Origin of the sequence: Mycobacterium heidelbergense, from assembly GCF_010730745.1 — a bacterium.
GTDB lineage: Bacteria > Actinomycetota > Actinomycetes > Mycobacteriales > Mycobacteriaceae > Mycobacterium > Mycobacterium heidelbergense.
On the sequence record NZ_AP022615.1, the window covers coordinates 3,411,408 to 3,434,838 of the forward strand.

Here is a 23,431-nt window from a genome sequence, read left to right on the forward strand (position 1 = left end):
CAAACCTCAGTTGGCTCCTATGGCGCGCACACGCCGATGGGCGACCGTAGGCGTATGGAACGCGGAGTGCACCCGAACGGGATTACGTCGCGCCGGGCGGGGAATACACTGTGGCAGCTCCGCGTTGACGCGGTCGACGAGCTGCCGAACCTCGACGGCAGGGCAATCCCGGAGGATCCAATCAACACAACCCTTTTGAGCCCGGCCACCATGTCTCACGCCCAGGACTGCCCGGGTGACGAGTGGGTGGAAACGACCGACGCGTTACAGGGCACCGCGGTGTTCGACGCGACGGGGGACAAGGCGACGATGCCGTCGTGGGAAGAACTGGTGCGTCAGCACGCCGACCGCGTGTATCGGCTGGCCTACCGGCTCTCCGGCAACCAGCACGACGCCGAGGACCTCACCCAGGAGACCTTCATCCGCGTCTTCCGGTCGGTCCAGAACTACCAGCCCGGGACCTTCGAGGGTTGGCTGCACCGCATCACCACCAACCTCTTCCTCGACATGGTGCGCCGGCGCGCCCGCATCCGGATGGAGGCGCTGCCCGAGGATTACGATCGAGTGCCCGCCGACGAGCCCAACCCCGAGCAGATCTACCACGACTCGCGGCTCGGGCCCGACCTGCAGGCCGCGCTGGATTCGCTGCCGCCCGAGTTTCGTGCCGCGGTGGTGCTGTGTGACATCGAAGGGCTGTCCTACGAGGAGATCGGCGCCACCCTGGGCGTGAAGCTGGGCACCGTGCGCAGCCGCATCCACCGCGGACGTCAGGCCTTGCGCGACTACCTTGCGGCGCATTCCGAAGACGGTGCCCTCGCCCGCGCGCTGCCGGCGCAGTCCGCGTAGCACCACGCCGTTGACGCTTATCCGCCGCCGAATCCTGCGGTTTCGGGCGCTGTGACGCGGTGTTGGGCATCGCCTCGCGCTACATTCGTGGTGTAGGCGGCTTCGGGGCCGCGGGAAAGGAGCCGGCGATGGCCGACCGGGGAGAGGTGTTTCGCCGCGCATTCTCCTGGCTCCCCGCGCAGTTCGCGTCCCAGAGCGACGCGCCGGTCGGGGCGCCGCGCCGGTTCGGTTCCACCGAGCACCTTTCCATCGAGGCGATCGCGGCGTTCGTCGACGGCGAGCTGCGGATGAACGCGCACCTGCGGGCCGCGCACCATCTCTCCCTATGCCCGGAATGCGCGGCCGCGGTCGACGATCAGAGCCGGGCGCGTGCCGCGTTGCGCGACTCCCACCCGATCCGCATCCCCAGCAACCTGCTCGGGCTGCTGTCCGAAATCCCGCACAACCCGTTGGACGACGACACCGCGGCGCAGGGGCCAGACCGTTTCCCCGCGCGCGACACCCGCGACCAGCGTAAGCGCCGGTAGTCTGGCAGCCCTGACCGTGGATACTAGGGTGGACACGGACAACGCCGGTGCGGCGTAAAGCGCCCGGCACCAGGCCTGCCTCGAGCGCTCAAGAAGAGGATCCAAAGGGATAACGTGACCTCCGACGGCATCAACAGCGGCGACGACAGCGGACCCCGCCTCGCGCCGCGCCCCATCTCCCGGCCCCCGGTCGACCCCGCATCGCGTGAGGTGTTCAGCCGTCCCGACGGGCTGCAGGGGTCTTTCGTGGCCGAGCGCGTGCGCCCGCCGAAGTACCGCGACGGGGACGAGTTCACGCCGAACGATCGGCCGGCCGACCCCGTTCTTCAGGAGGCGTTCAGCCGGCCGGCCGGCGGCGCGGACTCGCTGCAGCGCCACCCCATCGACGCCGGCGCGCTGGCCGCCGAGAAGGACGGGACCGAGCCGGAGGAGACGGACGACCCGTGGCGCGACCCCGCGGCCGCGGCCGCCCTCGGGACCCCGGCGGTAGCCCCGTCGGCGCCGCAGGGCGGGCTGGGCTACGGGGGCAAGCTCGGCGTGCGCGACGTGTTGTTCGGACACAAGGTGTCCTACCTCGCGTTGGCGGTGCTGCTGCTGATCGCGCTGGTGATCGGCCTGATCGGCGGCGTGATCGGCCGCAAGACGGCCGAGGTCGTCGAGGCGTTCACCACCTCCAAGGTGACGCTGTCCACCGTCGGCAACGGCGAACAGCCGGCGGGCCGGTTCGCCAAGGTGGCGGCCACCACGGCCAACGCGGTGGTGACCATCGAGTCGAAGAGCGACCAGGAGGGCATGCAGGGTTCCGGCGTCGTCGTCGACGGCCGCGGCTACATCGTCACCAACAACCACGTCATCTCCGAGGCGGCGAACAATCCCAGCCAGTTCAAGACGACCGTCGTCTTCAACGACGGCAAGGAGGTGCCCGCCAACCTGGTGGGCCGCGACCCCAAGACGGACCTGGCCGTGCTCAAGGTCGACAACGTCGACAACCTGAGCGTGGCCCAACTCGGCGACTCCGACAAGGTGCGCGTCGGCGACGAGGTCCTCGCCGCCGGCGCGCCGCTCGGCCTGCGCAGCACCGTGACCCACGGCATCGTCAGCGCGCTGCACCGGCCCGTCCCGCTGTCGGGCGAGGGCTCCGACACCGACACGGTCATCGACGCCATCCAGACCGACGCGTCGATCAACCACGGCAACTCCGGCGGCCCGCTGATCGACATGAGTTCCCAGGTGATCGGGATCAACACCGCGGGGAAGTCGCTGTCGGACAGCGCGAGCGGGCTCGGCTTCGCCATCCCGATCAACGAGGCCAAAGAGGTCGCCCAGACCCTGATCAAAGACGGAAAGATCCTGCACCCGACGCTGGGGGTCAGCACCCGGTCGGTGAGCAACGCGATCGCCGCCGGCGCCCAGGTCGCCAACGTCAAGGCGGGAAGCCCCGCGCAAAAGGGCGGGATCCTGGAAAACGACGTGATCGTCAAGGTCGGCAACCGCAAGGTCGCCGACGCCGACGAGTTCGTCGTCGCCGTGCGGCAGTTGACCATCGGCCAGGACGCCCCGATCGAGGTGGTCCGCGACGGTCGGCACGTCACGCTGACGGTGAAACCGGACCCGGACAGCGGCTAGATGTTCGCCAACGTCGGCTGGGGGGAGATGCTCGTACTCGTCGTGGTCGGGCTGCTGGTCCTTGGCCCGGAGCGGCTGCCGGGCGCCATCCGCTGGACGGCCACCGCGCTGCGCCAGGCGCGCGACTACCTCAGCGGCGTGACCAACCAGCTGCGCGAGGACATCGGGCCCGAGTTCGACGATTTGCGTGGTCCGCTCAGCGAGCTGCAGAAACTGCGGGGGATGACGCCGCGTGCGGCGCTGACCAAGCACCTGCTGGACGGCGATGACTCCTTCCTTACCGGAAACTTCGACAGGCCGGTCAATGGCGCTGCAGGGAAACCGGCGGACCCGGCCGGCGTCGAGAAGGCCCCCGGCCAGACCCCGTTCGACACCGACGCGACCTGACCCCCCGTTTTTGCCCTTTGCCCCGCGCCCTTTGCCCGCGAGTGTGCGCAGTTGTACGCCGTTGCGCGGCGTGTCGTGTGCAAACACGCACGCTCGCGAGGCGGTTGGGGGCGCGAGGCGGTTAGGGGCGCCGCTTGGGGTCGAGGCCCAGCGAGACGCCCGCCAGCCCGCGGCGTCGCGACGACAGGTTGTCGGCCACGCCGCGCAGTTCCTTGCCGACGGGGGAGTCGGGCGCGCTCAGCACGATCGGCACGCCCGCGTCACCGGCGGCCACCAGCGCCGGGTCCAGCGGGACCTGACCCAGCAGCGGCACGTCGGCGCCCACGGCGCGCGACAACCGGTCGGCGACCTGCCGGCCGCCGCCCTCGCCGAACACCTGCAGCGTCGAGCCGTCGGGCAGCAGCAGCCCCGACATGTTCTCCACCACACCGACGATGCGCTGGCGGGTCTGCAGCGCGATGCTGCCGGCCCGCTCGGCGACCTCGGCGGCGGCCTGCTGTGGCGTGGTCACCACCAGGATCTCGGCGTTCGGGAGCAGCTGAGCCAGCGAGATGGCGACGTCGCCGGTTCCCGGCGGGAGGTCGAGCAGCAGGACGTCCAGGTCGCCCCAGTAGACGTCGGCCAGGAACTGCTGCAACGCCCGGTGCAGCATCGGCCCGCGCCACACCACCGGGGCGTTGCCCTCGGTGAACTGGGCGATCGAGATGACCTTCACCTCGTGGGCGATGGGCGGCAGGATCATCGACTCCACCTGGGTGGGCCGGTCGCTGCTGCCCATCATCCGGGGGATGGAGTGGCCGTGAATGTCGGCGTCCAGCACGCCCACGGACAGGCCGCGGGCGGCCATCGCCGCGGCCAGGTTGACGGTGACGGTGGACTTCCCGACGCCGCCCTTCCCGGACGCGACGGCGTACACCCGGGTCAGCGAGTTGGGCTGGGCGAACGGGATGACGGGCTCGCGGGTGTCCCCGCGCAGCTGCCTGCGCAGCTCGGTGCGCTGCTCGTCGCTCATCACGTCCAGGCTGACCTTGACCGCCCCGGTGCCGGGGACGTCGGCGACCGCCTGGCCGACGCGCTCGCTGATTTCGGCCGTCTTCGGGCAGGCGCCGGTGGTCAGGTAGATCGCGACGTGCACGCCGCCGTCGGGTTCGATGTCGACGCTCTTGACCATCCCGAGTTCGGTGATGGGACGGCGCAATTCGGGGTCGATCACCTTCCCCAGTGCGGCGCGGATGGCCTCGCTCAGGTCGGGGGTGTCATGGCTGGACATCACCACCGAGTGTAGGCGTGCGCGATTGCCGGCCCGTCAGCCGGCCGGGGGAGCCGGCGGGCCGAACCCCGGCGGGCCGAAGTGCGGCAGCTGCGGTCCCGGCGGCGGGGTCTGCGGACCGATGCAGATCAGCGTGCAGCCGGGCGATTGCGTCGGCACCTGCTGTGGCGTGGGCGCCATCCACGGGAACATCGGCTGCGGGCCGGTGGGCTGCGACCCGCTCAGGTCGATCAGCGGCGTCCGCGCCAGCGGATCGTCGGTCGGCAGGCCGATGACGTTCATCGGCAGGTTGGGCCCGAGTCCCTCCGGGTGCTCGTCGTGCGCGTCGCCGAGCGGCGGCGGCGGTCCCGTCATCGGCGGGAGGTCGACCGGGACGACACCGGTGGCGTACGCCGCGGCCCAGCCCAGCACGTTCTCCGCGTAAGCCATCGAGTTGTTGTAGCGCAGGATCGCGGACATGACCTGCCCCTGGTCGCGCAGGTTCAGCCCGCCGCTGCACAAGTACCGGGCCGCCGCCAGCGCGGAGTCGAACAGGTTTTGGGGATCGGCCGTCCCGTCGCCCTTGCCGTCGGCGGCGTAGCGCGCCCAGGTGCCGGGGAGGAACTGCATCGGGCCCATAGCGCGCGCGTACGTGGGGCGATTGCCGACGCTGCTCTGGATGATGACCTCGTTGCCGGGCAGCGTGCCGTCCAACACGGGACCGTAAATCGGGACGACCGCGGTGCCGCGCGCGTCAACGGCGCCGCCGCCCGCGTGGCCCGACTCGATTCGCCCGATCCCGGCCAGCAGGTTCCAGCTGATGCCGCAGCCCGGGGCGGCCACGGCCATCCTCTGCTCGGCGCTACGATATGCCGCCAGGGCGATAGACGGAATGCCCAGTGCGCCAGGCGAATTCACGACGATCGGCGGCGGCGGCGCGGAGGGGGCGGCCTCGGCGACATGGAAGGCGGTCGGTCCGTGTTCGAGGGCGATGACGACCGGGCCGGAGAGATCGGGGACGGTGGGGGAAACCGCGGCCACCGGGGTGACGGCGGCGCTCACCGGCGGGAACTGCGTGTGGACCGGCGGGACGTGTCCGGGGGAGTGCCCGGGCAATGAGGGGGCCGCGCCCCCGACGGCTCCGGCGAGTATCAACGGAGTAATGGCCGCCACGCCGAAGGCCGGCGTCCGTGTCACGCGTAGGGTCCGCTGCCGCACCGCCGCGGCGGCCGGGCGTGCACCCCAGCGTCCCCCTATGCGCACTCGACCGTCCTAAATATCTGAGCTGGTCGGGATCTATCCGTCTGTCCGTTTAGCTGCGTGAACCAGATCACCATACATAACTCTTGTGACCAGAGTGGCGCAATGGTCAGACTGCATCTCGCCCGGATTTCTTTGCCGTCCGCTCCAGGCCGCCGGCCGCCACCGACTCGCCGTCCGGGCCTGTCGGCAGCAGGCCGGCCAGCAGTTCGCGCAGGTCTTCCAGCTCGTGACGCAGGTATTCACGCGTCACCACCTCGCCGACGGCCAGCCGCAACGCGGCGAGTTCGCGGGCCAAATACTCGGTGTCGGCCTTGGTCTGGGCGGCGCGGCGACGATCCTCTTCGAGCGCCACCCGGTCCCGGTTCTCCTGACGATTCTGGGCCAGCAGGATCAGCGGCGCCGCGTAGGCGGCCTGCGTGGAAAACGCCAGGTTGAGCAGGATGAACGGGTAGGGGTCAAAGCGCGCCGCGGCCGCGAACAGGTTCACCGCGATCCACACCACCACCGCGATCGTCTGCAGCAACAGGTAGCGGCCGGTGCCGAAGAAACGCGCGATCGACTCGGTGACCTGCCCGACGGCCTCGGGGTCCAGGCGCGGCGAGTACCTGCGCGACGTCCGGGGGGTGTACAGCCGTCGCGGTGCCGTAGATTTGCTCACCCGGATCCTCCCAGTTCCTCGAGCCGGCCGGCGGTGTCGAGCTCCTGCACGTCCACGCGCCAGTCGTGCGGCAGCAGGTGATCGAGCAGGTCGTCCACCGTGACCGCGCCCAACAGGTGGTTCTGGTCGTCGACCACCGGCCCACACACCAGGTTGTACGCGGCGAGGTAGCGGGTCAGCGCCGCCAACGGGGTCTCCGGCCTCAGGGCGAGCAGGTCGCTGTCGACGATCCCGCCGACCAATTCGGCCGGCGCCTCGCGCAGCAGTCGCTGCAGCTGCACGCAGCCCAGGTAGCGCCCGGTCGGGGTGGCCGTCGGGGGGCGCACCACGAACACCACTGACGACAGCGCGGGCGTGAGGTCGGGATCGCGGACCCGCGCCAGCGCCTCGGCGACCGCCGTGTCCGGGGTCAGCACCACCGGGTTCGAGGTCATCAAGCCGCCCGCGGTGTCGGGGGAATGCTTCAGCAGCCGACGCACCGGGGCGGAATCCCCGGGGTCCATCCGGGTCAGCAACATCTCGGCGTCCGTCGGATTGAGCACGCCGAGCAGGTCGGCGGCGTCGTCGGGATCCATCTCCTCGAGCACGTCAGCGGACCGGTCGGTGCCCAGCTGCGACAGCACGTCGGCCTGATCCAATTCGGGCAGCTCCTGCAGGATGTCGGCCAGCCGCTCGTCGTCGAGCGCCTTGAGCACCTCGTAGCGCCGCTTGGGCGGCAGCCCGCGGATGGCGTCGGCCACGTCGACGGCCTTTCGCCCCTCGAACTGGCCCAGGAGCTGCGCCACCCCCTGACCCGGCAACGCCAGCGCCGACGGCGTCAGGCCCTGCACGTTGTGCCAGTCCACGACGTTCACCGGGCCGCGCCGCCCCAACCGGCGGGGGGTGCGGACGGCGACCCGGGTCACCAACCAGTCCCGCGTTCGGGCCTGCTCGATTCCCAGGTCGGTGATCACCACGTCGAGCCCGGCCAGCTCCGGCAGGTCCGGGTCGTTCACCCTGACGGTGGTGTCGAGGGCCTGACCCATTGCCAGCACCTCGCCGGGCCGCTGCTCGAAGTGGCGCAGGGACACGTTGCCCGTGTTGAGCGTCACCGCGTCGGGCTCGATGGCGGCGACCCGCAGGATCGGGATGAAGATGCTGCGCCGGGTCGCCAGATCGATCACCAGGCCCAGGACGCGCGGCTGCTGCCGGACGATGCTGATGCTGATCACGACGTCGCGCACGCGCCCGATCGACTCACCGAGCGGACCCAACACCAACATCCGCGAAAGGCGCGCGACGTACACCCTGTTGACCGGTCCCATGGAAGTAGAGCCTAGGCAGCCGTCCGCCGGATGGCAGACGGCCACGCCCGGCCTCCCACCGAAAAGCCGCTAGCGCGAATGGATGCTGAACATCGCGACGATCAGGAACACCAGCAGGGTGCCGATGCCGATCACGATGCCGGCGACCGCCAGGCCGTAGCCCTCCTGGCGGGTCTGCTTGATCTGGTTCAGCGCGATCACGCCCAGCACGATGGCGACGATCGAGCCGATGACGCAGCAGAGGAACCCGGTGAACGACGAGATGAGTGAGGCGATCGCCAGGCCGTTCTTCCCGGCCGGTATCGCCGCCTGGCCCGCGTAATCCGGTGCTGAGTAATACGCGTCGGGGTAGCCGCCGGGGTAGGGAGGCGGTCCATAGCCGGCGGGCGGCCCGCCGAATTGCGGCGGCCCCGGCGGGTACGGCGGCCCCGGATAGGGCGGCTGTCCGTATCCGGGCGGCGGAGGGCCGGCCGGCGCCGCCTCCCAGGGCGGCGTCCAACCCGGCCGTTCCGGGTCGTGGCCGCCGGGTGACGGCGGTGTGGCGTCGTCGCCGGGCGCGTCGTCGCCGGGAGCTGACATGGTGTTCAACCTAGCCTATGCGCCGCGGCGAATCCGAGGCGTCGACCGTGTCCGGGTCGCTCACCAGGACGGGGCGCCGGGCCCGCAGGTGTGACGAAGGCCGAGGCGGAGCACAATGGGCACCAATGACTAGTCCTTTCCAGCCTGGACAAGTTCCCGGCGCGACGTCCCCCGGCGGGGCGGCCGGCCGGCGCGGCGTGCCCTCGTTGCCGACACCGCCCAAGGGCTGGCCGGTCGGGTCCTATCCCACCTACGCCGAGGCGCAGCGCGCCGTCGACTACCTGTCCGACCAACAGTTCCCCATCGAGCAGGTGACCATCGTGGGCGTCGACCTCATGCAGGTTGAACGGGTCACCGGCCGGCTGACATGGCCCAAGGTGCTCGGCGGCGGCGTCCTCAGCGGGGCGTGGCTGGGCTTGTTCATCGGGCTGGTGCTCGGCTTCTTCAGCCCCAATCCGTGGAGCGCGCTGCTCACCGGCCTGGTCGCCGGGGTGTTCTTCGGATTGATCACCTCCGCGGTTCCGTACGCAATGGCCCGTGGCACAAGGGATTTCAGCTCGACCATGCAATTGGTGGCCGGCCGCTACGACGTGCTCTGCGATCCGCAAAACGCAGAGAAAGCGCGCGGGATCTGTTGGCGCGCCTGGCGATCTGACGCTTTGACCAGGTGCGCGAGAGGCAAACGGTGAGTCGTCGTGGGCGCGTGCGCCGGTTAGGTGCGACCGCGCTGGCGACGCTCACCACCGCATCCGTGGCGGCCTGCGGGTCCGGCAGCAACGAGCTGGTGATCAGCTTCTACACGCCGGCCACCGACGCGGCCACGTTCACCGCGGTCGCCCAGGACTGCACCAAGCAGCTCGGAGGCCGGTTCGCCATCCGGCACGTGAGCCTGCCCAGAGGCCCCGGCGAGCAGCGATTGCAGCTGGCCCGGCGGCTGAGCGCGCACGACCGCGGCCTGGACGTGATGGCGCTGGACGTGGTGTGGACCGCGGAGTTCGCCGAGGCGGGTTGGGCGCTGCCGCTGTCGGACGACCCGGCGGGCCGGACCGAGGCCGACGCCACCCTCGACACCCTGCCGGGCCCGCTCGCGACGGCCCGCTGGAAACACGAGCTGTATGGCGAACCCGTGACGACCAACACCCAATTGCTGTGGTACCGAGCGGATTTGGTGAGCCAACCGCCGCCGACCTGGGAGGCCATGGTGGCCGAAGCCGCCCGACTGCACGACGCCGGCAAGCCCGGCTGGATCGCCGTGCAGGCCAACGAGGGCGAGGGCCTGGTGGTGTGGTTCAACACGCTGCTGGTGAGCGGGGACGGTCGGGTGCTCTCCGAGGACGGCCGCCGCGTCACGCTGACCGATACGCCCGAGCACAGGGCCGCCACCGTCAACGCGCTGCGGATCCTCAAGTCCGTGGCCACCGCGCCGGGGGCCGATCCGTCGATCACCCGGACCGACGAGGGCACCGCGCGGCTGGCGGTCGAGCAGGGCAGGGCCGCGCTCGAAGTCAACTGGCCGTACGTGCTGGCGTCCCTGCTGGAGAACGCGGTCAAGGGCGGCGTGCCGTTCCTGCCGCTGAACCGGAATCCCGCGCTGGCGGGCAGCGTCAACGACGCCGGGACCTTCGTGCCCACCGATGAGCAATTTCGCGTCGCCTACGACGCCAGCCGGCAGGTCTTCGGGTTCGCGCCCTACCCGGGTGTGGCGCCCGGCCGGCCGGCCAAGGTGACGATCGGCGGCCTGAATCTGGCGGTGGCCAGCACCACCCGCCACCGCGCGGAGGCGTTCGAGGCGGTGCGCTGCCTGCGCAGCCTGCGGAGCCAGAAGTACGTGTCGATCGAAGGCGGCCTGCCCGCGGTGCGCGCCTCGCTGTATTCGGATCCGCAATTCCAGGCCAAGTATCCGATGCACACCGTCATCCGCCAGCAGCTCACCGATGCCGCGATGCGGCCCGCGACGCCGGCCTATCAGGCGCTGGCCATCCGGCTGGCGTCGGTGCTGAGCCCGATCACCCGGATCGACCCGGAGCGGACCGCCGACGAGCTGACCGCGCAGGCGCAAAAGGCCATCGAGGGCAAAGGGCTGCTGCCGTGATCCGCGCCGGCGACGATGCAGAGCGTAGCGATGCTGAGGAGCGGCGCCAATGATCCGCGCCGGCGACGAGCGGCGACTGGCCTTCATGCTGGTCGCGCCGGCGGCGATCCTGATGCTGGCGGTGACGGCCTATCCGATCGGCTACGCGATATGGCTTAGCCTGCAGCGCAACAACCTTGCCACGCCCCATGACACCGCGTTCGTCGGCCTGGCCAACTACCAGACGGTCTTGACGGATCGGTATTGGTGGACGGCGCTGGCGGTGACGCTGGGAATCACGGTGGTTTCGGTGTCGATCGAGTTCGTGCTCGGCCTGGCGCTGGCGCTGGCGATGCACCACACCCTCGTGGGCAAGGGTGTGGTGCGCACCGCGGTGCTGATCCCGTACGGCATCGTCACCGTCGTCGCGTCGTACAGCTGGTTCTACGCGTGGACGCCGGGGACCGGCTATCTGGCCAACCTGCTGCCGCAGGGGAGCGCGCCGCTGACCGAGCAGATCCCGTCGCTGGGCATCGTCGTCCTCGCCGAGGTGTGGAAGACCACGCCGTTCATGTCGTTGCTGCTGCTGGCCGGGCTGGCGCTGGTGCCGGGGGACTTGTTGCACGCCGCGCAGGTCGACGGGGCCGGCGCCTGGCGGCGGCTGACCAGGATCGTCCTGCCGATCATCAAGCCGGCAGTCGTTGTCGCGCTGCTGTTCCGGACGCTGGACGCCTTCCGCATCTTCGACAACATCTATGTGCTGACCGACGGCGCCAACAACACCGACTCGGTGTCGATCCTGGGCTACGACAACCTGTTCAAGGGCTTCAATGTGGGCCTGGGCTCCGCGATCAGCGTGTTGATCTTCGGATGCGCGGGCGTCATCGCACTCGTTTACATCAAGGTCTTCGGCGCCGCGGCACCCGGGGGTGACGTCGATGGGCGCTGAGGCGGTGGGCGCCCGGCGCGCCGCCGGCTGGGTCGTTCTGGACACCGTGATCGTGGTGTACGCGCTTCTTCCGGTGCTGTGGATTCTCAGCCTGTCGCTTAAGCCGGCGTCAACGGTCAAGGACGGCAGGCTGATTCCGTCGTCGGTGACCTTCGAGAACTACCGCGGGATCTTTCGGGGCGAGCTCTTCGGCTCGGCGCTGATCAACTCCGTCGGGATCGGCCTGATCACCACCGCCATCGCCGTGGCGCTCGGCGCGATGGCGGCCTACGCGATCGCCCGGCTGAACTTTCCCGGCAAGCGGGCGCTCATCGGCGCCGCCCTGCTGGTCACCATGTTCCCGGCCATTTCGCTGGTCACCCCGTTGTTCAGCATCGAACGCTGGCTGGGTCTGTTCGACACCTGGCCGGGCTTGATCCTGCCCTACATCACTTTCGCGTTGCCCCTTGCCATTTACACCCTGTCGGCCTTCTTCCGGGAGATCCCGTGGGATCTGGAGAGGGCGGCCAGGATGGACGGCGCCACGCCGGGTCAGGCCTTCCGCAAGGTGATCGTCCCGCTGGCGGCGCCGGGGCTGGTGACCGCGGCCATCCTGGTGTTCATCTTCGCCTGGAACGACCTGCTGCTGGCGCTGTCCCTGACCGCCACCAGGGCGGCGATCACCGCGCCGGTGGCGATCGTAAGCTTCAGCGGCAGTTCGCAGTTCGAGGAGCCGACCGGATCGATCGCGGCCGGTGCCATCGTGATCACGGTCCCGATCATCGTTTTTGTTCTAATCTTCCAACGACGGATTGTCGCCGGGTTGACCTCTGGCGCTGTGAAGGGATAGCGCGATGGCCGAGATTGTGTTGGACCACGTCAACAAGAGCTACGCCGACGGCGCGATGGCGGTGAGGGACCTGAGCATCACCATCGCCGATGGGGAATTCCTGATCCTGGTGGGGCCCTCCGGCTGCGGCAAGACCACGACGCTCAACATGATCGCCGGGCTCGAGGACATCTCGTCGGGCGAGCTGCGCATCGGCGGCGAACGGGTGAACGAGAAGGCGCCCAAGGACCGCGATATCGCGATGGTGTTCCAGTCTTACGCGCTGTACCCGCACATGACCGTGCGGCAGAACATCGCGTTTCCGCTGACCCTGGCGAAGATGAAGAAGGCCGAGATCGCGCAGAAGGTCGAGGAGACCGCGAAAACCCTTGACCTGACCGAGTTTTTGGACCGCAAGCCGTCCCAGTTGTCGGGCGGGCAACGTCAGCGGGTCGCGATGGGCCGGGCGATCGTGCGCCACCCCAAGGCGTTTCTGATGGACGAGCCGCTGTCCAACCTGGACGCCAAACTGCGGGTGCAGATGCGCGGCGAGATCGCCCGGCTGCAGCGCAGATTGGGCACCACCACCGTCTACGTCACCCACGACCAGACCGAGGCCATGACGCTGGGCGACCGCGTGGTGGTGATGCACGGCGGGGTGGCACAGCAGATCGGCACCCCGGACGAGCTTTACGAGCGTCCCGCCAACCTGTTCGTCGCGGGGTTCATCGGCTCGCCGGCGATGAACTTCTTCCCCGCGACCCTGACGCCGACCGGATTGACCCTGTCCTTCGGCGAGGTGATGCTGGCGCCGGAGGTTCAGCGGGTGATCGCGCAGCACGAGAAGCCGGAGAACGTCATCGTCGGGGTGCGGCCCGAGCACCTGGCCGACGCCGCGCTGATCGACGGCTATCAGCGGATCAGGGCGCTGACCTTCGAGGTGAAGGTCGACCTGGTCGAATCGCTGGGCGCCGACAAGTACGTGTACTTCACCACCGCCGGCCCGGTCGTGCACTCCGCTCAGCTGGACGAGCTGGAGGCCCAGGGTGAAGTCCACGAAAACCAGTTCGTCGCAAGGGTTCCCGCCGAGTCGAAGGCGGCCATCGGGCAGTCCATCGAGTTGGCGTTGGACACGTCGAAAGTCGCCGTCTTCGACGCCGACTCCGGGATGAACCTGACGGTTCCGGCCGACGCCGGGTGACTGAGATCCTCGACCGCGTGCGCGCGCACCTGCGCGGCCACTTCGCCGGGGCCGAGCCCGAGTCGGCGAGCGTGACGTTCCTCGGCACCGAGCCCATCGAGGTGCTGCGATTCCGCGAGCGGGCGGACGGGCCGGCGGGGATAGTGCACTACGTGTCGCTGGGGTGCTCGCGCTACCCGATGACCGACCCGGCGGAAATCCTCGCCGACCCCCAGCGTGGCCCGCGCGCCGAAATCGTGCTGTCCCTGCGGGATCCCCGGCGGGCCACCGGCGTCGCCCGCAGCCTCGCGATACTCGCGGCGACGCCGGCCGTCGAGGGTGTCGTGCTGGGCGCCGACGCGCTGATCGACCTCGGCTCGCCGCTGTGGGCGTGGCCGTCGGCGCGGGTGCCGTTCACCGCGGTGTTGTTGGGCCGCAGCGAGATTCCGGACCTGCCGCTGGGCCCGCCGCGCGACCCGGTGGAGTTCCTGTCGGCGATCCCGATCACCGCGACCGAGGCGGCGTGGGTGCGGCTCAAGGGCGCCGAGGCCATGCGACGGGCATGGGAAAACGACGGCGTGGACGTGCTGGACCCGAAAAGGCCCGCGGCGCAACCGAGCTGATCGCCAGGTCGATCGCCGAGCAGACGCAGAATCGCACTGCGCGACGCGAATTCGTGCGATTCTGCGTCTGCTCGCGAGGGGCGCGAGGGGCGCGAGGGGCGCGAGGGGCGCGAGGGGGAGGTGAGCTACAGCCAGTTGTTGCGCCGGAATTGGAAGTACAGCACCAGGCAGAAGAGGGACATCAGGGCCATGATCCCCGGGTAACCCCACGTCCAGTTCAGCTCGGGCATGAAATGAAAGTTCATGCCGTAGATGGCGGCGACCATGGTGGGCACCGCGAGGATGCCGGCCCACGCCGCCATCTTGCGCATGTCGTTGTTCTGCTGCATCCCGACGCGGGCCAGCGCGGCCTGCACCAGCGAGTTGAGCATGTCGTCGTAGCTGGTGATCTGGTCCGCGGCCTGGGACTGGTGGTCGGAGACGTCGCGCATGTAGCGCCGCACCTCCTTGGAGATCACGTCCTTGTTTTCCACCTGCATTCGATGGAACGCGACGGACAGCGGGCTCACGCACCGGCGCAGCTCGACGACCTCGCGCTTGAGCAGGTAGATCGGCTCGACATCGAGCTTGCGGCCCGGGGCGAACGCCACCTCCTCGATGCCGTCGATGTCGGATTCGATCAGGCTGCTCACCTCGAGGTAGTGGTCCACCACGTCGTCGGCGATGGCGTGCATCACCGCGAACGGTCCGAGGCGCAACTGCTCGGGGTCGGCGTCCATGCGCTTGCGCACCTCGGACAGCCCACCGTGCTCACCATGGCGGACGGTGACCACGAAATCCCTGCCGACGAACACCATGATCTCGCCGGTCTCGACGATCTGGCGGGCCAGCACCACCGATTCGTGCGGGACGTAGGTGACGGTCTTCAGGACGAGGAAGACGGTGTCGTCGTATCGCTCCAGCTTGGGCCGCTGGTGCGCGCACACGGCGTCTTCGACGGCCAGCGGGTGCAGCCCGAACACGTCGGCCACGTCCTGCATCTCGGACTGGTCCGGCTCGCGCAGGCCCACCCAGACGAATGCCTCGTGGCCGAGCATTTCGATCTGGCGCACCCTGTTGAGCGCGGCGGCGTACGTGAACGTCCCGGGCATCCGGTGGCCGTCGGCGTAGACGGCGCAGTCCACCAAGGCCTCGCGCGGCTCGCGGGGAGCGGGCTCTACGTGCGGCTCGTGGGCGAGCGGTCTGAGCGCTTCGGGCAATGCGTCGAACCCCGGGAACACGTCAACCTCCGATCGCGGCGCAGGTCGGCCGAGCGGTGCTCAATGGTACGCGTCCGGGTCGAACGCGGCCTGAAAAGTCCGCGGTGGCCCCGATTGGCGGACGGCCCGCCGGTGTCGGACCGGACGCGTCGGGCCGGCCGGGGTGCGCTAGTTTCGAGCTCGACCGAAATCCTGAACTTCTCCATAAGGAGCACACCGACGTGAACGCAAGTCCTGTCAAGGTCGCCGTCACCGGCGCCGCCGGCCAGATCGGCTACAGCCTGTTGTTCCGCCTGGCGAGCGGCTCGCTGCTGGGGCCCGACCGCCCGATCGAGCTGCGCCTGCTGGAGATCGAGCCCGCGCTCAAGGCGCTCGAGGGTGTGGTGATGGAGCTCGACGACTGCGCGTTCCCGCTGCTGGCCGGTGTCGAGATCGGCGCGGATCCGAACAAGATCTTCGACGGCGTGAACCTGGCCCTGCTCGTCGGCGCCCGCCCGCGCGGCCCCGGCATGGAGCGCGGCGACCTGCTGGAGGCCAACGGGGCGATCTTCACCGCGCAGGGCAAGGCCCTCAACGCCGTCGCCGCCGCCGACGTCCGCGTCGGCGTGACCGGCAACCCGGCCAACACCAACGCGCTGATCGCACTGAGCAACGCCCCCGACATCCCGCGGGAGCGCTTCTCCGCGCTCACCCGCCTCGACCACAACCGGGCGATCTCGCAGCTGGCCCGCAAGGCCGGCGCCAAGGTCACCGACGTCAAGAAGATGACGATCTGGGGCAACCACTCGGCCACCCAGTACCCCGACGTGTTCCACGCCGAGATCAACGGCAGGAACGCGGCCGAGGTGGTCAACGACCAGGCCTGGATCGAGAACGACTTCATCCCCACCGTCGCCAAGCGCGGCGCGGCCATCATCGACGCGCGCGGCGCCTCGTCGGCCGCCTCGGCCGCGTCGGCGACCATCGACGCCGCCCGCGACTGGCTGCTGGGCAGCCCGGACGGCAACTGGGTGTCCATGGCCGTCATCTCCGACGGCTCGTACGGCGTGCCCGAGGGGCTGATCTCGTCGTTCCCGGTGACCACCGAGGGCGGCGACTGGACGATCGTCACCGGCCTGGAGATCGACGAGTTCTCCCGCGCCCGGATCGACAAATCGACCGCCGAGCTCGCCGACGAGCGCGCCGCGGTCACCGAGCTGGGCCTGATCTAGCCCGCCGGCGCCCAGCCGGTAAATCCGCAGCCAAAGTGCGAGTGCGGCCCTGCGGATCTACAGGCTCGGCGCGGGGATGGGCGGGCGCAGCGGGCCCCCACTCTCGACGGTCGTCGATTAGGGCTACTAACGGGTAGTCAGTACCCTGGGCGCGTGTCCGAAATCGTGCCGCCACAGATCGCCATCGGAGACGACGAGATCTTCGAGGCCCACGTAGGTGGGAAGCTTTCCGTCGAGCTGAAGTCTCCGCTGGACACCCAGCGCGCCTTGTCGATCGCCTACACCCCGGGCGTGGCGCAGGTCAGTCGGGCGATCGCCGCCGATCAGACGCTGGCCGCCCGCTACACCTGGGCGAATCGGTTGGTGGCCGTCGTCAGCGACGGCAGCGCGGTGCTCGGCCTCGGTGACATCGGGCCGGCGGCGTCGCTGCCGGTGATGGAAGGTAAGTGCGGGCTGTTCAAGGAGTTCGCCGGGCTGGACGCGATCCCGATCGTGTTGGGCACCAAGGATCCCGACGAGATCGTCGAGACCCTGGCGCGGCTGCGTCCGACGTTCGGCGCCGTCAACCTCGAGGACATCTCCGCCCCACGCTGTTTCGAGATCGAACGACGGGTCATCGAGGCGCTGGACTGCCCGGTGATGCACGACGACCAGCACGGCACGGCCATCGTCGTGCTGGCCGCCCTGATGGGCGCCACCAAGCTGCTCGGCCGTGACATGTGCTCGCTGCGGGTGGTGGTCTCCGGCGCCGGCGCCGCGGGCGTCGCGTGCACGAATCTCCTTCTGGCGATGGGGGTTTCGGACATCACCGTGCTGGACTCGCGCGGCATCCTGCACACCGGGCGCGACGACATGAACGGCGTCAAGGTCGATCTGGCGCGACGCACGAATCCCGGTGGCCTCGCCGGCGGCATGATCGAGGCGCTCGGCGGGGCCGACGTGTTCCTCGGGGTGTCGGCGGGCGTGGTCCCCGAGGAGCTGATCGCCACCATGGCACCCGACGGGATCGTGTTCGCGCTGTCCAACCCCGACCCGGAGATCCACCCCGAGCTCGCGGCCAAGCACGCGGCGGTGGTGGCCACCGGCCGCAGCGACTTTCCCAACCAGATCAACAACGTGCTCGCGTTCCCCGGGGTGTTTCGCGGCGCGCTGGACGCGGGCGCGCGCCGGATCACCGAAAAGATGATGGTGGCCGCGGCCGAGGCGATCTTCTCCGTCGTCAGCGACGACCTCGCGGTCGACCGGATCGTCCCGAGCCCACTGGACCTGCGCGTCGGGGAAGCCGTCGCCAAAGCGGTCACCCTGGCCGCAGAAGTGTCAGACGCCACGGCGTGAGAATCGGCAGGGCGGCCGCGGCGCTGCTCGCCGCCGCGCTCGCCGTGGTTGTCTGGGCCGGCTGCGCGACCAACGCCGGCCAACGCCATCCGGAACTGGTGGTCGGATCCCGGCCCGACCCCGAGTCGACGCTGCTGGCCGGCGTCTACGTGGCGGCGCTGCGCTCATACGGTTTCGCGGCGCGCCCCGACGCCGCCGCCGACCCGATGGCCAAGCTGGACTCCGGCGCCTTCACCGTCGTCCCCGCGTTCACCGGCCAGGTGCTGCAGGCCCTGCAGCCCGGCGCATCGGTGCTCTCCGACGCCCAGGTCTACCGCGCGATGATCGCGGCGCTGCCCGAGGGCATCCTGGCGGGCGACTACACCACCGCGGCCGAGGACAAACCCGTGCTGCTGGTGACGCAAGCCACCGCCCGGGCCTGGGGCGGCCAAGACCTCAGCGCGCTGCCCGGGCACTGCGACGGCGTGGCGATCGGGGCCGTCGCGGGGTTTGCGGCGCCCGCGGCGGTGGGATCGTGCCGGCTGCCCCACCCGCATGAATTTCCGGATGACACAACGCTTTTCGCCGCGGCGCGGTCGGGGCGGCTGAGCGCGGCGTGGGCCACCACCGCCGACCCCGACATTCCCGCCGACCTGGTCGCGCTGGCCGACCGCAAGCCGGCGCTGATCCGGGCCGAGAACGTGGTGCCGCTGTATCGCCGCAACGCGCTGAGCGACAGGCAGCTGCTGGCGATCAACGAGGTGGCCGGCGTGCTGGACACCGCGGCGCTGGCCGACATGCGCCGCCAGGTGGCCGGGGGCGCCGACCCCCAGGCGGTGGCCGGCGGATGGCTGGCCGAACACCCCCTGGGCCGCTGAGGGTCATCGAGCCTGCGCCGGCGGCGTCGACCCTGCGTCCAGTGACCCCGTCAGCGGCGTTCGGGCGCGCTGAGCGCAGACTCGGCGAACTTGACGCTCAGCTCCGGGGGATCAGCCGGCCCGTCACGGTCAAAAACAGCCGCTGATATCCCGAGCCCGTCAGCCGCACCAGGATGTCCAGAACCTTCGCGTCGGCGCCGACGAGCACCCGGGCCCTCTTCTTGCGCACGGCTTCCAGGATGATCCGGGCGGCCCGTTGCGGGCTGGTATGGGCCAGCCGCTTGTCGAACAGTTTGGCCAGCTCGTCGCGGTCGAGTCCCTCGGCGACTGTGGCGTTGCGGGCGATCGCGGTCTTGATGCCGCCGGGGTGCACCGTGGTCACCGCGACCGGGTGGCCGGCCAGCACCATCTCCTGCCGCAGCGCCTCGGTGAAGCCGCGGACGGCGAACTTGGCCGCGTTGTAGGCCGCCTGCCCCGGCGACGAGAACAGCCCGAACACGCTCGAGACGTTGATGACGTGGCCGTCGCCGGAGGCGATGAGGTGCGGAAGGAAGGCCTTGGTGCCGTTCACGACGCCCCAGAAGTCGACGTCCATCACCCGTTCGATGTCCTTGAACGGGCTGACCTCGATGTCTCCGGTGTAGGCGATGCCGGCGTTGTTGTAGATCTGGTTGACCTTGCCGAAGTGCTCGTTGACGGCGTCGGCGTAGGCCAGGAACGCCTCGCGTTCGGTGACGTTGAGCCGATCCGCCTTGACCTCCGCGCCGATCGCCTTCAGCTGTCGCTCGGTGTCGGCCAGCCCCTCGACGTTGACGTCGCTGATCGCCACCTTGGCGCCCGAGCGGCCCAGCTCGATCGCCAGCGCCCGTCCGATGCCCGAACCCGCGCCGGTGACCACGGCGACCTTCCCGGCAAACCCCTCCATAACCACCCCTCCCTTCCCTCGCGAGCCGCTCGCGAGCCCCTCGCGAGCGTGCGTGTTTGTACGTCGACACGCCGCTATCGCTGACACTTTACGCACGCTCGCGGCGGCGACGGCGACCAGCGCCGGCGGCGCCGGCGTCACGTTCACCCGAAGGCGGTGTCGAGGATCTCCTGCTGCTCGACGGCGTGCACCTTCGACGAGCCCGACGACGGCGCCGACATCGCCCGCCGCGAAATGCGCTTGATCCCGGTCAGCTTGTCGGGCAGCAGCTCGGGCAGCTCCAGCCCGAACCGCGGCCACGCGCCCTGATTGGCCGGCTCCTCCTGCACCCAGAAGTACTCCCTGGCGTTCGGGTAGCGGTCCAGCGTCTCGCCCAGCCGGCGCTTCGGCAGCGGGGCGAGCTGTTCGATGCGCACGATCGCGACGTCGTCGCGGTTGTCCTTGGCCTTGCGCGCCGCCAGCTCGTAGTAGAGCTTGCCGCTGGTCAGCAGGATGCGGGTGACCTTGCCGCGGTCGCCGATGCCGTCCTCGTAGGTGGGTTCCTCCAGCACCGAGCGGAACTTGATCTCGGTGAAGTCCTTGATGTCGCTGACCGCCGCCTTGTTGCGCAGCATCGACTTCGGGGTGAACACGATCAGCGGGCGCTGGACGCCGTCGAGGGCGTGCCGGCGCAACAGGTGGAAGTAGTTCGACGGCGTCGAGGGCACCGCGATCGTCATCGAGCCCTCCGCCCACAGCTGCAGGAAGCGCTCGATGCGGCCCGACGTGTGGTCGGGGCCCTGCCCCTCGTGCCCGTGCGGCAGCAGCAGCACCACGTTGGACAGCTGGCCCCACTTCGCCTCGCCGGAGCTGATGAACTCGTCGATGATCGACTGCGCGCCGTTGACGAAGTCGCCGAACTGCGCCTCCCACAAGACAAGCGCGTCCGGGTTGCCGACGGTGTAGCCGTACTCGAAGCCCACGGCGGCGTACTCCGACAGCGGCGAATCGTAGACCAGGAACCGCCCACCGGTGGGGGTGCCGTCGGGATTCGTCGCCAACAGCTGCAGCGGGGTGAACTCCTGGCCGGTGTCGCGGTCGATGACCACCGAATGCCGCTGGGAGAAGGTGCCGCGCCGGGTGTCCTGCCCCGACAGCCGCACCAGCTTGCCCTCGGCCACCAGCGAACCCAGGGCCAGCAGCTCGCCGAAGGCCCAGTCGATCTTGCCCTCGTAGGCCATCTCCCGGCGCTTTTCCAGCACCGGCAGCACGCGTGGGTGCACGGTGAACCCGTCCGGCACCGCCAGGAACGCGTCGCCGATCCGGGCCAGCAGCGCCTTGTCCACCCCGGTGGACAGTCCCGCGGGGATCATCTGGTCGGCCTCGACCGATTCGCTGGGTGACACGCCGTGCTTCTCCAGCTCGCGGACCTCGTTGAACACCCGCTCCAGCTGGCCCTGGTAGTCGCGCAGCGCGTCCTCGGCCTCCTTCAGCGAGATGTCGCCGCGGCCGATCAGGGCTTCGGTGTAGCTCTTGCGGGCCCCGCGCTTGGTGTCGACGACGTCGTACATGTAGGGGTTCGTCATCGACGGGTCGTCGCCCTCGTTGTGCCCGCGCCGCCGGTAGCACAGCATGTCGATGACGACGTCCTTCTTGAACCGCTGCCGGAAGTCGACGGCCAGCTTGGCCACCCACACGCAGGCCTCCGGGTCGTCGCCGTTGACGTGGAAGATCGGCGCCCCGACCATCTTGGCGACGTCCGTGCAGTACTCGCTGGACCGCGAGTACTCCGGCGCGGTGGTGAACCCGATCTGGTTGTTGACGATGAGGTGGATGGTGCCGCCGACGCGGTAACCGGGCAGGTTCGCCAGGTTCAGCGTCTCGGCGACCACCCCCTGGCCGGCGAAGGCGGCGTCGCCGTGCATCATCATCGGAACCACCGAGAACGCCTTCTCGTCCCCCCGGTCCTCCTCGCCCCGGTCCAGCAGGTCCTGCTTGGCGCGGACCAGGCCCTCCAGCACCGGGTCGACGGCCTCCAGGTGCGACGGGTTGGCGGTCAGCGACACCTGAATGTCGTTGTCGCCGAACATCTGCAGGTACACACCGGTGGCGCCCAGGTGGTACTTGACGTCGCCGGACCCGTGCGCCTGCGACGGGTTGAGGTTGCCCTCGAACTCGCTGAAGATCTGCGAGTACGGCTTGCCGACGATGTTGGCCAGCACGTTGAGCCGGCCGCGGTGTGGCATCCCGATCACCACCTCGTCGAGGCCGTGCTCGGCGCACTGGTCGATCGCCGCGTCCATCATCGGGATCACGCTTTCGGCGCCCTCCAGCGAAAAGCGTTTCTGCCCAACGTATTTGGTCTGCAGGAAGGTTTCGAAGGCCTCGGCGGCGTTCAGCTTGCTCAGGATGAACTTCTGTTCGGCCACAGTCGGTTTGACGTGTTTGGTCTCGACCCGATGTTGCAGCCACTCCTGTTGCTCGGGTTCGAGGATGTGGGTGTACTCCACGCCGATGTGGCGGCAGTAGGCGTCGCGCAGCAGCCCCAGGACGTCGCGCAGCTTCTTGTACTCGCACCCGGCGAAGCCGTTGACCTTGAAGACGCGGTCGAGGTCCCACAGCGTCAGGCCGTGCGTCAGCACGTCCAGGTCGGGGTGGCTGCGGAACCTGGTGCCGTCCAGGCGCAGCGGATCGATGTCGGCCATCAGGTGCCCGCGGTTGCGGTAGGCCGCGATCAGCTCCATGACCCGGGCGTTCTTGTCGACGATCGAGTCCGGGTTGTCGGTGGTCCAGCGCACCGGCACATACGGGATGCCCAGCTCGCGGAAGATCTCGTCCCAGAAGCCGTCCGAGAGCAGCATCTCGTGGATGACGCGCAGGAAGTCGCCGGACTCCGCGCCCTGGATGATGCGGTGGTCGTAGGTCGACGTCAGGGTGATCAGCTTGCCGATGCCCAGCTCGGCGATGCGCTCCTCGCTGGCCCCCTGATACTCGGCGGGGTACTCCATGGCGCCGACGCCGATGATGGCGCCCTGGCCGGCCATCAGCCGCGGCACCGAGTGCACGGTGCCGATGGTGCCCGGGTTGGTCAACGAAATGGTCACGCCGGCAAAGTCTTCGGCGGTCAGCTTGCCGTCGCGGGCCCGGCGGACGATGTCTTCGTAGGCGGTGACGAACTGCGCGAATCGCATTGTCTCGCAGCGTTTGATGCCGGCCACCACCAGGGAACGCTTGCCGTCCTTGCCCTGCAGGTCGATGGCCAGGCCCAGATTGGTGTGCGCCGGCGTGACCGCCGTGGGCTTGCCGTCGACCTCGGCGAAGTGCCGGTTCATATTCGGGAACTGCTTGACGGCCTGCACCATCGCGTAGCCCAGGATGTGGGTGAAGGAGACCTTGCCGCCGCGGGTGCGCTTGAGCTGGTTGTTGATGACGATCCGGTTGTCGATCAGCAGCTTGGCCGGGACGGCGCGGACGCTGGTCGCGGTCGGGACCTCCAGCGACGCGGACATGTTCTTGACGACGGCCGCGGCGGCGCCGCGCAGCACCTGCACCTCGTCGCCCTCGGCCGGCGGCGGGGTGGCGGGCCTCCTGGCGGGCGCGGCGGGCTCGGCGGGCTGGGTAGCGGGCTCGGCGATTTCGGCGCGCGGCTCGGCCGCCTTGGCGGGCGTTGCCTGCCCGTCGCCGGTGCTCGGGGCCGAGTCGGCGGTCGGCTCGGGGTTGTAGTCGACGAGGAATTCGTGCCAGCTCGGATCGACCGACGAGGGGTCGTCGCGGAACTTGCGGTACATCTCCTCGACCAGCCATTCGTTTTGTCCGAATGGCGATATGTTGCTCACGGCCGCTGTTCGCCTCAAT

General features: G+C 69.6%; 20 protein-coding genes and 1 pseudogene. 13 read left to right on the forward strand and 8 right to left on the reverse strand.

Annotated features, from left to right (window positions below; genetic code table 11):
• Positions 1–54: 54 nt before the first annotated feature.
• From sigE to tatB, 4 genes are all read left to right on the forward strand, one after another.
• On the forward strand, positions 55–846 hold the full coding sequence (gene sigE, locus G6N25_RS16100) for an RNA polymerase sigma factor SigE (RefSeq protein WP_083073399.1): 792 nt from the start codon (positions 55–57) through the stop codon (positions 844–846).
• A gap of 128 nt (positions 847–974) precedes the next feature.
• Entirely contained in the window at positions 975–1,373 is a 399-nt protein-coding gene (gene rseA, locus G6N25_RS16105; RefSeq protein ID WP_083073424.1) for an anti-sigma E factor RseA, read from the forward strand.
• Between the two features lie 114 nt (positions 1,374–1,487).
• On the forward strand, positions 1,488–2,999 hold the full coding sequence (gene htrA, locus G6N25_RS16110) for a serine protease HtrA (RefSeq protein WP_083073400.1): 1,512 nt from the start codon (positions 1,488–1,490) through the stop codon (positions 2,997–2,999).
• A complete protein-coding gene (gene tatB / locus G6N25_RS16115) occupies positions 3,000–3,386 on the forward strand; it encodes a Sec-independent protein translocase protein TatB (protein WP_083073401.1) in 387 nt (128 codons plus the stop codon). It begins immediately after the preceding gene.
• Between the two features lie 121 nt (positions 3,387–3,507).
• On the opposite strand, the gene G6N25_RS16120 is transcribed toward tatB, so the two are convergent.
• The 5 genes from G6N25_RS16120 to G6N25_RS16140 form a co-directional block, all read right to left on the reverse strand.
• Positions 3,508–4,656 (reverse strand): Mrp/NBP35 family ATP-binding protein, encoded by a 1,149-nt coding sequence (locus tag G6N25_RS16120; protein WP_142272557.1) that lies wholly within the window; start codon positions 4,654–4,656, stop codon positions 3,508–3,510.
• Between the two features lie 36 nt (positions 4,657–4,692).
• The gene (locus G6N25_RS16125; protein WP_169924613.1) at positions 4,693–5,898 is read right to left on the reverse strand and encodes a lytic transglycosylase domain-containing protein; all 1,206 of its coding nucleotides are present in this window, start codon (positions 5,896–5,898) and stop codon (positions 4,693–4,695) included.
• A 106-nt stretch (positions 5,899–6,004) separates the two neighbouring features.
• The gene (locus G6N25_RS16130; protein ID WP_083073403.1) at positions 6,005–6,556 is read right to left on the reverse strand and encodes a DUF1003 domain-containing protein; all 552 of its coding nucleotides are present in this window, start codon (positions 6,554–6,556) and stop codon (positions 6,005–6,007) included.
• Positions 6,553–7,860 (reverse strand): magnesium transporter MgtE N-terminal domain-containing protein, encoded by a 1,308-nt coding sequence (locus G6N25_RS16135; protein WP_083073404.1) that lies wholly within the window; start codon positions 7,858–7,860, stop codon positions 6,553–6,555. Before G6N25_RS16135 ends, G6N25_RS16130 begins: the two co-directional genes overlap by 4 nt.
• A gap of 69 nt (positions 7,861–7,929) precedes the next feature.
• Positions 7,930–8,439 (reverse strand): DUF4190 domain-containing protein, encoded by a 510-nt coding sequence (locus G6N25_RS16140; protein WP_083073426.1) that lies wholly within the window; start codon positions 8,437–8,439, stop codon positions 7,930–7,932.
• Between the two features lie 125 nt (positions 8,440–8,564).
• Between G6N25_RS16140 and G6N25_RS16145 the strand changes: the two are divergent.
• The 6 genes and pseudogenes from G6N25_RS16145 (at position 8,565) to G6N25_RS16170 (ending at position 14,070) form a co-directional block, all read left to right on the forward strand.
• Positions 8,565–9,094, forward strand: a pseudogene (locus tag G6N25_RS16145) (general stress protein).
• A 30-nt stretch (positions 9,095–9,124) separates the two neighbouring features.
• Positions 9,125–10,531, forward strand: coding sequence for an extracellular solute-binding protein (locus G6N25_RS16150; RefSeq protein ID WP_142272558.1), 1,407 nt, complete (start codon positions 9,125–9,127; stop codon positions 10,529–10,531).
• A gap of 49 nt (positions 10,532–10,580) precedes the next feature.
• Complete coding sequence (locus tag G6N25_RS16155) at positions 10,581–11,459, forward strand: carbohydrate ABC transporter permease (protein ID WP_083073406.1); 879 nt, start codon at positions 10,581–10,583, stop codon at positions 11,457–11,459.
• A gap of 4 nt (positions 11,460–11,463) precedes the next feature.
• Positions 11,464–12,288, forward strand: coding sequence for a carbohydrate ABC transporter permease (locus G6N25_RS16160; protein WP_142272562.1), 825 nt, complete (start codon positions 11,464–11,466; stop codon positions 12,286–12,288).
• A 4-nt stretch (positions 12,289–12,292) separates the two neighbouring features.
• On the forward strand, positions 12,293–13,468 hold the full coding sequence (locus G6N25_RS16165; protein ID WP_083073408.1) for an ABC transporter ATP-binding protein: 1,176 nt from the start codon (positions 12,293–12,295) through the stop codon (positions 13,466–13,468).
• Positions 13,465–14,070, forward strand: a complete 606-nt coding sequence (locus G6N25_RS16170) for a suppressor of fused domain protein (protein WP_083073409.1) — start codon at positions 13,465–13,467, stop codon at positions 14,068–14,070. Before G6N25_RS16165 ends, G6N25_RS16170 begins: the two co-directional genes overlap by 4 nt.
• Positions 14,071–14,195: 125 nt before the next feature.
• Here the strand turns inward: G6N25_RS16170 and corA are convergent, their stop codons facing one another.
• Positions 14,196–15,290, reverse strand: a complete 1,095-nt coding sequence (gene corA / locus G6N25_RS16175) for a magnesium/cobalt transporter CorA (RefSeq protein WP_083073542.1) — start codon at positions 15,288–15,290, stop codon at positions 14,196–14,198.
• A gap of 200 nt (positions 15,291–15,490) precedes the next feature.
• On the opposite strand from corA, the gene G6N25_RS16180 reads away from it, so the two are divergent.
• The 3 genes from G6N25_RS16180 (at position 15,491) to G6N25_RS16190 (ending at position 18,672) form a co-directional block, all read left to right on the forward strand.
• Complete coding sequence (locus G6N25_RS16180) at positions 15,491–16,480, forward strand: malate dehydrogenase (RefSeq protein ID WP_083073541.1); 990 nt, start codon at positions 15,491–15,493, stop codon at positions 16,478–16,480.
• Between the two features lie 153 nt (positions 16,481–16,633).
• Complete coding sequence (locus G6N25_RS16185; protein ID WP_083073540.1) at positions 16,634–17,815, forward strand: NAD(P)-dependent malic enzyme; 1,182 nt, start codon at positions 16,634–16,636, stop codon at positions 17,813–17,815.
• Positions 17,812–18,672: a glycine betaine ABC transporter substrate-binding protein gene (locus G6N25_RS16190; protein WP_083073539.1), complete on the forward strand. Its 861-nt coding sequence runs from the start codon at positions 17,812–17,814 to the stop codon at positions 18,670–18,672. The genes G6N25_RS16185 and G6N25_RS16190 overlap by 4 nt, the downstream gene beginning before the upstream one ends.
• Before the next feature lie 97 nt (positions 18,673–18,769).
• Here the strand turns inward: G6N25_RS16190 and G6N25_RS16195 are convergent, their stop codons facing one another.
• The gene (locus G6N25_RS16195; protein ID WP_083073538.1) at positions 18,770–19,597 is read right to left on the reverse strand and encodes an SDR family NAD(P)-dependent oxidoreductase; all 828 of its coding nucleotides are present in this window, start codon (positions 19,595–19,597) and stop codon (positions 18,770–18,772) included.
• Positions 19,598–19,740: 143 nt separating this feature from the next.
• The gene (locus tag G6N25_RS16200) at positions 19,741–23,412 is read right to left on the reverse strand and encodes a multifunctional oxoglutarate decarboxylase/oxoglutarate dehydrogenase thiamine pyrophosphate-binding subunit/dihydrolipoyllysine-residue succinyltransferase subunit (RefSeq protein ID WP_083073537.1); all 3,672 of its coding nucleotides are present in this window, start codon (positions 23,410–23,412) and stop codon (positions 19,741–19,743) included.
• Between the last annotated feature and the right edge of the window lie 19 nt (positions 23,413–23,431).